The following is a 12,324-nucleotide window of genomic DNA, read 5'->3' on the forward strand; positions in this document are numbered from 1 at the left end:
GGATGCGCGAGACCGGGCATCCCTGACAATGCTTCTCAAGCCCGACATTCAATGCTGAAATCCCTATGAATCGCTACCCCATCTGGAAATACATCGTCATCGTCATCGCCCTGATCTTCGGGGCCCTGTACACGACGCCGAACTTCTTTGGCGAATCGCCTGCCGTGCAGGTCAGCAGCGCCAAAGCCACCGTCAAGGTCGACAGCAGCATGATGGGCAAGGTGGAGCAGCTGCTTCAGGAAGGCGGAATCAAGCCGGAAAATGTGTTGTACGACGTTACCGGCACGCATGGCTCGGTGCGCGTGCGCTTCAATGACACCGATACCCAGTTCAAGGCCAAGGCTTTGCTGGAAAGAGCACTGAATACCGATTCCAACGATCCGACTTACAGTGTCGCATTCAATCTGTTGTCAAACACGCCGGGCTGGCTGCAGAGCATGCACGCACTGCCGATGTCGCTCGGCCTGGACCTGCGCGGCGGCGTGCACTTCCTGATGCAAGTCGACACCAGGGCAGTGTTGAACAAGCGACTGCAAGGCCTGCAGGCCAGCATGCGCAGCATGTTGCGCGACAAGAATGTCCGCCACGCCGGCATCAACCGTAATGGCGACGCGATCGAAATCAAGTTCCATGACGCGGAAACCCGCGCCAAGGGAAAGGAAGTGCTGGCTTCGCAGCTGAGTGAACTGATCCTGACCGATGCGGACGACAGCGCCGGTCCGAAGCTCATTGCAAACATGAAGCCCGAGGCATTGAGGACCACGGTGGAGAACGCGGTGCAGCAGAACATCAGCACCCTGTCCAAGCGTGTGAACGAACTTGGCGTGGCCGAGCCCTTGATCCAGCGCCAGGGCGCCGACCGGATCGTCGTGCAATTGCCCGGCGTGCAGGACGTTTCGCGCGCAAAAGACATCATCGGCCGCACGGCGACACTGGAAGTGCGCATGGTCGACGAATCCGTACTCCGCGGGACCGAGGAAACCGCAACCATTCCGTTCGGATCCGAGCTGTTCAAGGTAGGCCGCGGCGCTCCCGTCGTCCTCTACAAGGATCCGATCATCACCGGCGACTACATCGCGAACGCAACCGCCAGTTTCGACCAGAACCAGCAGCCGGCAGTCGGCATCGACCTCAATGGCGACGGCGGGCGCAAGATGCGCGAAGCCACGCGCGACAAGATCGGCAAGCTGATGGCGATCGTGCTGTTCGAAAAGGGCAAGGGCGAGGTACTGACGGTCGCCACCATCCGCGACGAACTGGGGGCGCGTTTCCAGATCACCGGCATGGGTTCCGCCGAAGCATCGAATGACCTGGCACTGCTCTTGCGCGCCGGCTCCCTGGCGGCGCCGATGGAAATCGTCGAGGAACGCACGATCGGCCCGGCACTCGGCGCCGAGAACATCAAGAAAGGCTTCAACTCGACGCTGTACGGCTTCGTCGCGATTTCCGCATTCATGATGCTGTACTACATGCTGTTCGGCTTCTTCAGCGTGCTGGCGCTGGCGGTCAACGTTCTGCTGCTGATCGCGCTGCTCTCGTTGCTGCAGGCGACGTTGACCCTGCCGGGTATCGCCGCTATCGCGCTGGCTCTGGGTATGGCGATCGACGCCAACGTGCTGATCAATGAGCGCATTCGCGAAGAACTGCGTTCCGGCAATACGCCGCAGGCGGCCATTGCGGCTGGCTTCGAACGGGCGTGGGCGACGATTCTCGACTCCAACGTCACGACGCTGATCGTCGGCCTGGCGCTCCTGATCTTCGGTTCCGGCCCGATTCGCGGATTCGCGGTGGTGCACTGCCTCGGCATTTTGACCTCGATCTTCTCCGCGGTATTCGTGTCGCGCGGCGTGGTCAATCTCTGGTATGGCCGCAAGAAGAAACTCGCTTCCGTCTCCATCGGTCAGATCTGGAAGCCGGGAAACGCATAAGGCGTGTTCTCCGCCCGCTGGGTGGAGGACGTGCGAAACCGACTGCAAATATCCATCAAGGTGGATGAAAGCAACACTGAATAACAGGATGTGACATGGAATTTTTCCGCATCAAAAAAGACATTCCCTTCATGCGCCATGCGCTGGTGTTCAACGTGGTTTCCGCACTCACGTTCGTCGCCGCCGTGTTTTTCCTCTGGCACAAGGGCCTGCATCTTTCCATCGAATTCACCGGCGGCACGGTGATGGAAGTGACGTATGCGAAACCAGCCAACATCGAGGGCATTCGCAAGACAGTCGAAGCGCTCGGCTACACCGATACCCAGGTGCAGAATTTCGGCACAGCCCAGGATGTGATGATTCGCCTGCCGGTGCAGAAGGGAACGACATCGGCACAACAGAGCGAAAAAGTCTTCTCGGCCCTGAAGGCGCAGGCTGCGGACGTGAAGCTGCAGCGCGTCGAGTTCGTCGGCCCGCAGGTCGGCGAAGAACTCGCGCACGACGGCTTGTCGGCACTCGCGATGGTGGTAATCGGCGTGATGATCTACCTGGCAGTGCGCTTCGAATGGAAATTTGCCGTCGCGGCTATCATCGCCAACCTGCATGACGTGGTGATCATCCTCGGCTTCTTTGCCTTCTTCCAGTGGGAATTTTCGCTGTCGGTGCTGGCCGGCGTGCTGGCCGTGCTCGGCTATTCGGTGAACGAATCGGTCGTTATCTTCGACCGGATCCGTGAAAACTTCCGCAAGCTGCGCAAGGCGCCCGTCATGGAAGTGATTGACAACGCGATTACCAGCACGATCTCGCGTACCATCATCACCCACGGCTGTACGCAGTTGATGGTGCTGTCGATGCTGGTGCTGGGTGGCGCAACGCTGCATTACTTCGCATTGGCGCTGACCATCGGCATTCTGTTCGGCATCTACTCGTCGGTCTTCGTTGCCGCTGCGGTCGCGATGTGGCTGGGCGTCAAGCGTGAAGACTTGATCAAGCCCGTGAAGGAAAAGGATGAGACCGGCGGTGCGGTGGTCTGACCGCATCGTGGTGTACCAAAGCCGGCTTGCGAGCCGGTTTTTTTTTGACGAGACTCTTTATGCACAAGGAGAACACATGAAAAAAGTGCGCATATGGGATTTGCCGATTCGTCTCTTTCACTGGTCGCTGGTGGCGCTGGTCGTGATCCTGGTCGTCACGCAGGAAATCGGCGGCAATGCCATGGAATGGCATTTTCGTGCAGGTTACGCGGTACTTGCCTTGATTGCCTTTCGCATCCTGTGGGGATTGGCCGGCACGCGCTACGCCCGGTTTTCCAGCTTTATCTACAGTCCGTCGACGATCCTTGCTTATGTGCGCGCCCACAAGCAAGCGCTGAAAGAGCGCTACCTCGGACACAATCCGCTCGGCAGCCTGTCGGTATTCGCCTTGCTTGCAAATTTGCTGGCACAGGCCGTCAGCGGCTTGTTTTCAAATGACGATATCGCCAATGACGGGCCGCTGGTCAAATTCATCAGCAAGGATCTGTCGGACCAGATCACCTGGTTTCACAAGGAGGTCAGTGCCACCTTGTTGTATGTGCTGGTTGCGCTGCATGTCGCGGCGATTGCTTACTACTATTTCAGGAAGAAACAGAATCTGGTCCGGCCGATGATTACCGGCGATCAGATGATGGACCTTGATGCCCCGGCCGCCAACGACTCCTGGCTGATGCGCATGCTGGCGCTGATGCTTCTCGCACTCTGCGCGGCCGGTGTGTATTACGTGGTGAATCTGTCGCCGCAGCCGCTTGCCTGAGCTCGCCGCGGGAATATGCGCGGAATCCGCCCGGCTGCAAGCGCGGGCGGATCCGAAGTCGGGATTACTTGTTGCGGAAATCGTCGTGGCAGCTCTTGCAGGCCTTGCCGGTTTCGCCAAATGCAGCCTTGATGGCATTCTGGTCGCCCGATTTTGCCGCAGCGGACAATTTAACCACTTCGGACTGCATTTTTTCCGCAGCTGCCTTGAACTTGTCCTGTTCTTTCCAGATTTCCGGTTTGGCTTTCGAGTTGCTCAGATTCGAACCCGCAGGGAATGCACTCCATGGCAGTTTGGACATTGTTTCGATCACAGCGACATCCGATTCGACCGCCGCCTTGTTGTATGCTTTCTCGCCCTTGACCACCGCGCCAACGCGCCCCATGTGCGTCCCCATGACCGAGAGCGCGGATTGCCGGTATTTGACAGCATCCTCAGGCTTGGCAAACTGCGCCTGGGCAGAGAAGGGGACTGCAATCAGAGTGGTCAATGCGATGCTGGCAAACAGAGGCTTCATGTGATCTCCTATCGTTGGATGAATACGAGCGACCCGGGAAATTGCTTGTTGGTAAAACGGGCTCATATCATAGCAATCTTCCATTTTCCTTGCGCAACACGGCCCCGCGCGACCGATACGAATTGCTAGAGGAATGGAGAGGAGCGGCGAGGTGGGGCGCCAGGGGCGCCCCACACTGCAGAGAATCAGATCTGACGCGCCAATTTTTCGGCGTGGCCGATATAGTTGGCTGGCGTCATGGCGAGCAGATGATCTTTTGCCTGCTGCGGGATCGCCAGTCCATTGATGAATTCGCGCAGCGCTTCCTTCGAAATCCCTTTGCCGCGGGTCAGTTCCTTCAACTGCTCGTAAGGATTCTCGATGCCGTAGCGGCGCATCACGGTTTGCACCGGCTCGGCCAGGACTTCCCAGGTTGCGTCGAGATCTTCCGCAAGGCGCGACGGATTCACTTCCAGTTTGTTCAGTCCGCGCAGGCAGCTGTCGTAGGCAAGCACCGCATAACCGAAGGCGACGCCGATGTTGCGCAAGACCGTAGAGTCGGTCAGATCGCGCTGCCAGCGCGACACCGGCAGTTTTTCCGAGAGATGCTTCAGCACGGCATTCGCCAGGCCAAGATTGCCTTCGGAATTTTCGAAGTCGATCGGATTGACCTTGTGTGGCATGGTGGAAGAGCCGATCTCGCCCGCCTTGGTCCGCTGCTTGAAATAACCGAGCGAGATGTAACCCCAGACGTCGCGGTTCAGGTCGAGCAGAATGGTGTTGGCGCGTGCGATAGCATCGAACAGTTCCGCCATGTAGTCATGCGGTTCGATCTGGATCGTGTAAGGATTGAAGCCGAGGCCGAGACGCTGCTCGATTACATTCTTCGAAAACGATTCCCAGTCGAATTCCGGATAGGCTGACAGGTGGGCGTTGTAATTGCCGACCGCACCGTTCATCTTGCCAAGGATTTCGACGGAGGCGATACGCTGCTCGGCGCGCTTCAAGCGCGCAACCACGTTGGCGATTTCCTTGCCAAGTGTGGTGGGGCTGGCCGGCTGACCATGGGTGCGCGACAGCATCGGCAATGCGGCATTGGCGTGCGCAATATCGGTCAGTTTCGCAATCACGCTCTGCAAGGCCGGCAGCAACACATCGTTGCGCGCCGCCTTGAGCATCATGCCGTGCGAGGTATTGTTGATGTCTTCCGAGGTGCAGGCGAAATGGATGAATTCGGATGCGGCGACCAGCTCCGGCACATCCTTGACCTTTTCCTTTAGCCAGTACTCGACCGCCTTCACATCGTGATTCGTGACCGCTTCGATCGCCTTGATGCGTTCGGCATCGGTTTCGCTGAACTCACTCGCCAGCTTGTCCAGCAGCGTGCTGGCCGCGGCCGAAAAAGGCTTGATCTCCGCGAATCCGGCAGCGGACAATGCCTGCAGCCATGCGATTTCCACCTTCACGCGATGGTGCATGAAGCCGGCTTCGGACAGGATCGGGCGCAGCTTGTCGGTCTTGGCGGCGTAGCGGCCATCCAACGGAGATAGGGCGGAAAGAGAGGAGAGCGACATGATAGTGAAAAGCGGAGAAGTCAGTAAAAAGGCGCGTTAAAGCGGCAAAACCATCGCGCAAACGCAGTGCAATCCGCCATTTTACCATTTGCGATCGGCCCGAAAAAATCGGATCCACGCAACAGTCGACCGTCCGAAAGCCGCGTCCAGCCGCCGTTGCGCGCTTCCTCAATGCTATAATCGCAAGCAATTCCTCACATACGCTTCTATGAAACTCATCGGTTCTCTCGCCAGTCCTTATGTCCGCAAAGTCCGCGTTGTAATGGCGGAAAAGAAGCTCGATTACGAGCTCGTCTTGGAAAATGTCTGGTCGCCCGACACCACGATTCAGCAGTCCAATCCGCTCGGCAAGGTGCCTTGCCTGGTCATGGAAGACGGCGGAGCGATGTTCGACTCACGCGTCATCGTCGAGTATCTCGACACGCTGACGCCGGTTGGCAAGTTGATTCCTCCCAACGGCCGCGAGCGTGCCGAGGTCAAATGCTGGGAAGCCCTCGCCGACGGCGTGCTGGACGCGGCCATCTTGGTGCGGCTGGAGCGCACACAGCGTCCGGAAACGCTGCAAAGCGCCGACTGGATCGAGCGCCAGATGGGAAAAGTCCATGCGGGGCTGAAGGCGATGTCGGCCGGATTGAAAGACACCCCTTTTTGCTGCGGCAATCATTACACGCTTGCCGATGTTTCAGTCGGCTGCGCGCTCGGCTGGCTGTCATTTCGCTTTCCGGAAATCGACTGGCGCAGCGAACACGCGAATCTTGCCAAGCTTTTCGACAAGCTCTGCGAGCGTCAGTCATTCAAGGACACGGTTCCGCAATAAATCTGCGGGCGCTAACGAAAAGGGCAGTCGAATGATCGACTGCCCTTTTTTCATGCGCGATGCTGCCTAGTTGCCCATCTGCGACTGCAGGTAATTCGGCAGGCCGACCTTGTCGATCAGTTCGCGCTGGGTTTCCAGCCACTCGATATGTTCTTCCGTATCATCCAGAATATCCTGGAGAAGATCACGCGACACGTAGTCGCCGGCGGCCTCACATGCGGCGATGCCATCCTTGACGGTCTGTTGCGCCATCGTCTCCAGCTTCAGGTCGCACTCCAGCATCTCCGGCGTGTTTTCACCGATCATCAGTTTGTGAAGCGCCTGCAGATTAGGCAGACTGTCCAGCATCAGGATGCGATTGATCAGATTGTCCGCATGCTTCATTTCGCCGATTGATTCTTCATATTCCTTCTTCGCGATTTTTTCCAGGCCCCAATGCCTATACATACGGGCATGCAGAAAATACTGGTTGATCGCGGTGAGCTCGTTGGTGAGCTGTGCATTCAGCAACCTGATGACATTGGGATCACCCTTCATGAAGACCTCTATGGTGGGATGTGATTAATCGGAGCGATTGATCCTGCGGATCAATCGGCCTGCGGTCGAATAATCATCATAGCGCACGGTGTTGTTTTTTCCATTACACCGATTGCATTTCCTTTTCCGTCAATCAGCGGTAATGGCTGGCCGCAGGCTGGCATGAATAGCGAGGAAAAAGGGAAGCAAGCGTGAACCGGCTTGCATTGGCCTGGAGAATGTCCTTGCGAATCCAGTGCCTAGGCTGCGATTGCAGTCTGCAACATCACGGGCTGTGCCTCGCGCACGCCGTCTTCGAGGCATTCGCGCAACACGGTTTTTGCGCAGGAATGGCATCTGCCGCAGCAGTTGCCGACGCCGAGCTCGGCGCGTAGTGCCGGCATCGTGCTGATTCCTGAATCCACCGCCTGGCGGATTTTGCTTTCGGACACATTGTTGCAAACACAAACAATCATTGATGCACCTTGTATGGCGAAATTCTGAAAAATTAGCTTGTTCCGTGCCGTGTCAGGCGGTCAGGATCAGCTTGTTCAATTGCGTCAGCCGGAGCCGGTAAATCCGTCCTTGGTGATCGATTTCCACCTCACGCTGCTGCCGGAACAGATCTTCGCTCTTGATGCGCGCGATTTCCCCGGTGGCGGATCGGGTGGGAGCATCCTCGGGGGACGCTTGCATACATTTTTGAGCAAGTCCGGTCATGATGTGATCATTTATGCAAATGAGAACAATTCGCATTTAGATTATGATCGATTCAAGTGGGGATTGCAAGGATTTTCCTGCGACTAGATGTATTTGCCGCAGCGACGTCCGGGCGCCGAATTGTCATGAACCTTGCTTAGGTCGCAAGCGATCACCGGCATCGGGTCATATTTTGCGCCTCGGGTGAGCCTGTCCGTTGAACAGGTCGAGGGTTGTGGGGCTAGTTAATCGCCCAAGGCGGCCACGGCACGGCGCCAGACCATCCAGAAAAGAACTGTGCCCGCGAGGACGGCGACCGGTAGCGCAAGCTGCTCAGGCGCTACCCCTTCAGTGAATATTCTTCGAAAGAAGCCACCAGCACCGTATCCGGCGGCGCAGATGCTCGCCGACCACAGGACGGCGCTGAAAAGATCCAGGACCAGGAAGCGCAGGGTTGAAATCCTGCTCATTCCCAAGGCCAGCAGGCCGGCAACGCGCATGCCGTAGAGGAAGCGCAGACACAGTACCAGCATGATGTGATGCTTGTGCATCAGACTTTCCACCCGCCTCTTCCTCTGCCGGAGCGAAGGAAAGCGTCGAAGGGCTCGTGCGCCATAGCGACGCCCCGCAAAGAAATATGGCAGATCGCCCATGAAACTTGCGACAGCAGCAATCCCCATGACTGCGGCGAGGGCAAGATGGCCATGGTAAGCAGCAAGACTGCCGGCGAGCAGAACCGCTTCCCCTTCCAGGAAGCTTCCCAAGGCCACGGCAAAGTAGCCGTAGGTTTGTATCAGGTGAGCAATATCCATGCGTTCAATATGTGGAATCCTGGCAGAAACGTTGACGGGCCAAAGTGGCTTCGCGATAGAGTTTGAAGCTGGATAAAAGTTGCAAGGACTTTCTTGACGCCGGGCAACTGAAAATGCCGATGGCTACAGTCACGCGACGCTTATCGGCACTTGCATGTGTTCTGGCAGATTCTCCAACTGCATGTTGTTTAAACAGTTTTCGAACACGGCATAGGTCGACTTGGCTCAAGCTGTCGAGATGCCGACCTGTCATATTTCACCGCAGGCAAACTTGACGTGGCAAATAATGATTTTGAATTCCATGGCGCATACCGGCATGCCGAAGTTGAGAAAGTGGATGCTTCTCGTCGGTCATCCATCAGTTCGGACCTGCCATGAGTGAGGAAATACTCCTCTCGCGCGGGCGCAGAACCGCTCTCATTTCGCTGTTAAGCATTCTCGCCTCAGCCGCCTGTGGTGATGGCTCGTCGCCGACTTCCACGCCTACTCCGGTGCCGGCACCCACACCGGATCCCACGCCGCCCGCACCGGCGCCAGTCGCGAGACTGACGCTAAGCGGCGCAAGCATGCTGGGAACGGATGGCTCGGCGGTTACGCTTCGCGGAATCAATGAAGGCACCTGGGGCAAGATGCGAAGCGATGACGCCGCAACGATCGCCGCCCAGGGAGGCAATGTCGTTCGCGTCCTCATTCGCTGGTGGGGACTATATGGCGTTACGGATGTCGAAAGTCGGGCCGATGCGGCCCCAGGCCACTTCAAGCCCGATCATCTGGCCCGGTTTCTGCAGGAGATTCAGTGGTGTCTGAATGCCGGGTTATGGGTCGTTCCGGTCGTTGACTCCAACTGCGGCCAGAACGGCCTTCAGGATGCATCCATGGTCCAGTACTGCGATCCAGACGGCGCCTATCCCGGTGGCCGCAACTTCTGGACTGATCTGACGCAGCGCCAGCGCTTCAAGGAAGCGTGGATCTACCTTGCCGGCATTCTCAAGGATTATCCGAAGATCGCCTTCTATGAACTGCTGCCTGAACCATTGGCTGGCAGGGACGCTTCCTATGGCGGCGATGTGTCCGCTTTTTATCAAGAGCTGATGGCGGCCATCGAAGACATCGCCGGGGACAAGCGGACGCCATTTCTGGTTGGGCCGCGCGACGCCTACAACATCAACCTGTGCGACGAAGCGTATATTGCGGCATCTCGATGGGCGAACCGGGTCGTATACACCGGTAATCTCTTCGTGCGGACCAACAAGACGCCGGCGGAAAACATCGCCGACCTGGAGACGCGACTCGCCGCACTGGTGAAAATGAAAGCATCGCGCAATGTTCCCGTATTCATTCAACAGTTTGGCGTGCGAACCGGTGACGATCTCGACGAGTTTTACCTGGAGGCGGGGCTGCGCCGGATGAATGCGGCCGGGATCGGCTACACCGGATGGCAGTGGCGGCAAAACACATCGAACCCTGGCGAATATGCGGTGATTGTCGAAGACTCGACGACCGGCGCCGATGTCGTCAAGGCCGACGTTCTTGCCGTGTATTCAAAGTACTGGAAGGGGTAACGATACCGCAATGTCCGCAATCGCAAAGCGAATGTTTTCGCTACGGGCGCGGCCGCACGATCGTTGCGCCGCCCCATGCAAAAAGCGCGGGGCTGCTGAACTGCGGCGATGTGCTTGCACCTGTGAAGAAGTCGGAACGATCAAGCGACGGCCGCCATGCCGGCTTGCCGTCCGCGACCGTCAGAAACGGTAATCGGCGTGAAAGCCGAGCGCACTGCGCTGATGCTCCGGCTGGGCGACTGTTCCGGTCGGGATCCCGTCTTTGTACAGCGTTCCATCGTCGCTGCGCCTGATTCGCATCCAGTCGAGGTCGAGCCCGAACGAGAGGTTCGGCAATGCGCGCGGAAATGCAGTCATCCCCAGGCGCAGTCCGATCGCCGGCTTGGTGGAAAAGCGTGCATCGTCATACAGCTGATTCTCGAAATGCACACGCAGCCGCTCGGGTCGCGCAAATATCATCATGCCTTTGAAGGTGAAGCTGGCGGCAGACATGCGAATCGCTGTCGTGGCGACCCCCGCCCGCAGGCGCCAGGACGAATAGCGTTCGTTGACCCCGGCCACGGTGCCGCGACCCAGCACATGGCGGTGCCATTCGTCATATTCCAGCCCGCCAAGGACCGAGGTATTTTCAGTTAATTTTCGGGACAGTTCGGTCGCGATGCGGCCTTGCGTCGTTGCGGTATCGGTCCAGAAAGACACGCCGTTTTGAAGACGCCCATCGTAGTTCAGGTCGGCGCCGTAAATTTCACCGGAAACGCCAATGCTCCACGCGTCGCGCCGATGTGTAGCATTCAGGCTGAGACCGGGAAGCCAGCCGTGTTCCCGCACCAGTTGCCGTCCGCCGTTGTCCGATTCGGTCATGCGTACATAGCGCAATCCGCCTCCCGCGGAATACTGCCATTCCGCACAGGCGGAAGCAGAGGCGAGGAAGCCGGCACCCAAGGAAATGGCGAACAGGAAAGGTTTCATTTCTGCATAGTATGCATCCGGGGAACAAAAAAGGGGCGCCGAGGCCCCCCTTTTTCGCCAGAAAGTTGCGTCAGGACAAACTGTCCAATTCCGACCACGTAGTCGTAATTGTTTCCTCTATGACACCATCGTTGTTCTTGTCGAGGCCCAGCTGAACTGTGTTTGTGTTGACAACGGTGAACTTGAGCGAGGAATTGTCGCCTGCCGTCACGGTCATGACGCCCTGCGACGGATACGAGCCGCGCTGCTGCTTGAAGTCGGTCGTGGTGTGCACAACGTAAGTCGCATTTCCGAGGCGTGGGAAGTTACCATTCACCGTGAAGTTTGCACGGTAGGTGTACAGATTGGCAGGAGTAACCGATCCGGAATAATCATAGGAAGTCAGCGTGTAGTCGGTGGTCGATGCCCCGTTCACGATGTGCATCTGCAATGAATTGCCGCTGCCGGAGAAGCTCGCGTTATTGAGCCCGGATTGGTTGTAGGTAAGCGCCAGGTCACCCGTTGCCGTATTCGAAGCACCGGTGAAATTCTCGGTGACCGAAAAGCCGGTAAAGGTCAGCCCCAATGCGGCGCTCCACGCCGATGTCATGGAGGGCGTGCCGGTGATGCTGTTGAAGACCATATGCAACGAGCCGTTCATCTTGACCGTGCCTTCCACGCAATTGCTGGTATTGATCGTCACCTGATCTCCAGCGGAGACCGTCGAGCTGTTGGCAGCAGTTGCGGTAAACGTTACGCTGCCGCCGCCACTGCAACTCGCAGTATCGGTGGCGGTGACGCTGACGGGCAGGCTGGCGGACTGATGTTCGAGCGCCAGATACAATTGCTGCAGCGCCGCGTCCAGCAAGCCGCTTCCGTTGCCGCTGGTGCTGACTGCAGTGACGATCCCCGGGGTGCTTGTCACCTGGTTATTCAATCCTTGCGAAGCGGAGTAAACCTGCGAGCTCACATCCTTGGAATTGGCTGAGGTGATCGCGACACCGGTCACCGGTGTTGAACTGCCCGTTCCCGAGCCGTTTGCCGATCCGGTGCTGCCGCCTCCGCCGCCGCAGGCCGCAAGCAAAAGCGTTGCGCCGATCAGTATCGCCTTCGTGGCGCGAGATGTCGAAATTGTCATGATTCGCCGTTCCCAGTGTAAAAAGGATGGAGTGGAGTTGCCG

At 57.8% G+C, this 12,324-nt stretch carries 13 protein-coding genes; 5 read left to right on the forward strand and 8 right to left on the reverse strand.

What is annotated here, in order from left to right; all coding sequences use genetic code 11:
- Positions 1 to 65: 65 nt before the first annotated feature.
- The 3 genes from secD (at position 66) to VJ651_RS02815 (ending at position 3,719) form a co-directional block, all read left to right on the forward strand.
- On the forward strand, positions 66 to 1,928 hold the full coding sequence (gene secD / locus VJ651_RS02805) for a protein translocase subunit SecD (protein ID WP_324105957.1): 1,863 nt from the start codon (positions 66 to 68) through the stop codon (positions 1,926 to 1,928).
- Between the two features lie 95 nt (positions 1,929 to 2,023).
- Positions 2,024 to 2,962, forward strand: a complete 939-nt coding sequence (secF, locus tag VJ651_RS02810; RefSeq protein ID WP_324105958.1) for a protein translocase subunit SecF — start codon at positions 2,024 to 2,026, stop codon at positions 2,960 to 2,962.
- Between the two features lie 76 nt (positions 2,963 to 3,038).
- Positions 3,039 to 3,719 carry a cytochrome b/b6 domain-containing protein gene (locus VJ651_RS02815; protein WP_324105959.1) on the forward strand — a complete coding sequence of 227 codons (681 nt, stop codon included), beginning with the start codon at positions 3,039 to 3,041 and terminating at the stop codon, positions 3,717 to 3,719.
- 64 nt (positions 3,720 to 3,783) lie between these two features.
- Here the strand turns inward: VJ651_RS02815 and VJ651_RS02820 are convergent, their stop codons facing one another.
- Together VJ651_RS02820 and purB are read right to left on the reverse strand one after the other, a co-directional pair.
- The gene (locus VJ651_RS02820) at positions 3,784 to 4,236 is read right to left on the reverse strand and encodes a cytochrome c (RefSeq protein WP_324105960.1); all 453 of its coding nucleotides are present in this window, start codon (positions 4,234 to 4,236) and stop codon (positions 3,784 to 3,786) included.
- Between the two features lie 185 nt (positions 4,237 to 4,421).
- The gene (purB, locus tag VJ651_RS02825) at positions 4,422 to 5,789 is read right to left on the reverse strand and encodes an adenylosuccinate lyase (RefSeq protein ID WP_324105961.1); all 1,368 of its coding nucleotides are present in this window, start codon (positions 5,787 to 5,789) and stop codon (positions 4,422 to 4,424) included.
- Positions 5,790 to 5,997: 208 nt separating this feature from the next.
- On the opposite strand from purB, the gene VJ651_RS02830 reads away from it, so the two are divergent.
- On the forward strand, positions 5,998 to 6,606 hold the full coding sequence (locus tag VJ651_RS02830) for a glutathione S-transferase family protein (protein ID WP_324105962.1): 609 nt from the start codon (positions 5,998 to 6,000) through the stop codon (positions 6,604 to 6,606).
- A 66-nt stretch (positions 6,607 to 6,672) separates the two neighbouring features.
- Here the strand turns inward: VJ651_RS02830 and bfr are convergent, their stop codons facing one another.
- The 4 genes from bfr to VJ651_RS02850 all read right to left on the reverse strand — a co-directional run bounded on the left by bfr (position 6,673) and on the right by VJ651_RS02850 (position 8,633).
- Positions 6,673 to 7,143 (reverse strand): bacterioferritin, encoded by a 471-nt coding sequence (gene bfr / locus VJ651_RS02835; RefSeq protein ID WP_324105963.1) that lies wholly within the window; start codon positions 7,141 to 7,143, stop codon positions 6,673 to 6,675.
- 239 nt (positions 7,144 to 7,382) lie between these two features.
- Positions 7,383 to 7,598: a (2Fe-2S)-binding protein gene (locus VJ651_RS02840; protein WP_324105964.1), complete on the reverse strand. Its 216-nt coding sequence runs from the start codon at positions 7,596 to 7,598 to the stop codon at positions 7,383 to 7,385.
- Between the two features lie 52 nt (positions 7,599 to 7,650).
- Positions 7,651 to 7,818, reverse strand: coding sequence for a hemin uptake protein HemP (hemP, locus tag VJ651_RS02845; RefSeq protein ID WP_324105965.1), 168 nt, complete (start codon positions 7,816 to 7,818; stop codon positions 7,651 to 7,653).
- A gap of 248 nt (positions 7,819 to 8,066) precedes the next feature.
- Positions 8,067 to 8,633: a DedA family protein gene (locus VJ651_RS02850; protein WP_324105966.1), complete on the reverse strand. Its 567-nt coding sequence runs from the start codon at positions 8,631 to 8,633 to the stop codon at positions 8,067 to 8,069.
- A 374-nt stretch (positions 8,634 to 9,007) separates the two neighbouring features.
- Between VJ651_RS02850 and VJ651_RS02855 the strand changes: the two genes are divergently transcribed.
- Entirely contained in the window at positions 9,008 to 10,195 is a 1,188-nt protein-coding gene (locus tag VJ651_RS02855; RefSeq protein ID WP_324105967.1) for a glycoside hydrolase family 5 protein, read from the forward strand.
- Between the two features lie 180 nt (positions 10,196 to 10,375).
- Here the strand turns inward: VJ651_RS02855 and VJ651_RS02860 are convergent, their stop codons facing one another.
- Positions 10,376 to 11,164, reverse strand: coding sequence for a hypothetical protein (locus tag VJ651_RS02860; RefSeq protein WP_324105968.1), 789 nt, complete (start codon positions 11,162 to 11,164; stop codon positions 10,376 to 10,378).
- Between the two features lie 70 nt (positions 11,165 to 11,234).
- Entirely contained in the window at positions 11,235 to 12,281 is a 1,047-nt protein-coding gene (locus VJ651_RS02865; RefSeq protein ID WP_324105969.1) for a hypothetical protein, read from the reverse strand.
- Between the last annotated feature and the right edge of the window lie 43 nt (positions 12,282 to 12,324).

Source organism: Noviherbaspirillum sp., from assembly GCF_035254865.1.
Taxonomy (GTDB): domain Bacteria; phylum Pseudomonadota; class Gammaproteobacteria; order Burkholderiales; family Burkholderiaceae_D; genus Noviherbaspirillum.

Coding starts and splice junctions, on each gene's coding strand:
- secD (WP_324105957.1), top strand. CDS start 66: ATGAATCGCTACCCCATCTGGAAATACATCGTCATCGTCATCGCCCTG.
- secF (WP_324105958.1), top strand. CDS start 2,024: ATGGAATTTTTCCGCATCAAAAAAGACATTCCCTTCATGCGCCATGCG.
- VJ651_RS02815 (WP_324105959.1), top strand. CDS start 3,039: ATGAAAAAAGTGCGCATATGGGATTTGCCGATTCGTCTCTTTCACTGG.
- VJ651_RS02820 (WP_324105960.1), bottom strand. CDS start 4,236: ATGAAGCCTCTGTTTGCCAGCATCGCATTGACCACTCTGATTGCAGTC.
- purB (WP_324105961.1), bottom strand. CDS start 5,789: ATGTCGCTCTCCTCTCTTTCCGCCCTATCTCCGTTGGATGGCCGCTAC.
- VJ651_RS02830 (WP_324105962.1), top strand. CDS start 5,998: ATGAAACTCATCGGTTCTCTCGCCAGTCCTTATGTCCGCAAAGTCCGC.
- bfr (WP_324105963.1), bottom strand. CDS start 7,143: ATGAAGGGTGATCCCAATGTCATCAGGTTGCTGAATGCACAGCTCACC.
- VJ651_RS02840 (WP_324105964.1), bottom strand. CDS start 7,598: ATGATTGTTTGTGTTTGCAACAATGTGTCCGAAAGCAAAATCCGCCAG.
- hemP (WP_324105965.1), bottom strand. CDS start 7,818: ATGCAAGCGTCCCCCGAGGATGCTCCCACCCGATCCGCCACCGGGGAA.
- VJ651_RS02850 (WP_324105966.1), bottom strand. CDS start 8,633: ATGGATATTGCTCACCTGATACAAACCTACGGCTACTTTGCCGTGGCC.
- VJ651_RS02855 (WP_324105967.1), top strand. CDS start 9,008: ATGAGTGAGGAAATACTCCTCTCGCGCGGGCGCAGAACCGCTCTCATT.
- VJ651_RS02860 (WP_324105968.1), bottom strand. CDS start 11,164: ATGAAACCTTTCCTGTTCGCCATTTCCTTGGGTGCCGGCTTCCTCGCC.
- VJ651_RS02865 (WP_324105969.1), bottom strand. CDS start 12,281: ATGACAATTTCGACATCTCGCGCCACGAAGGCGATACTGATCGGCGCA.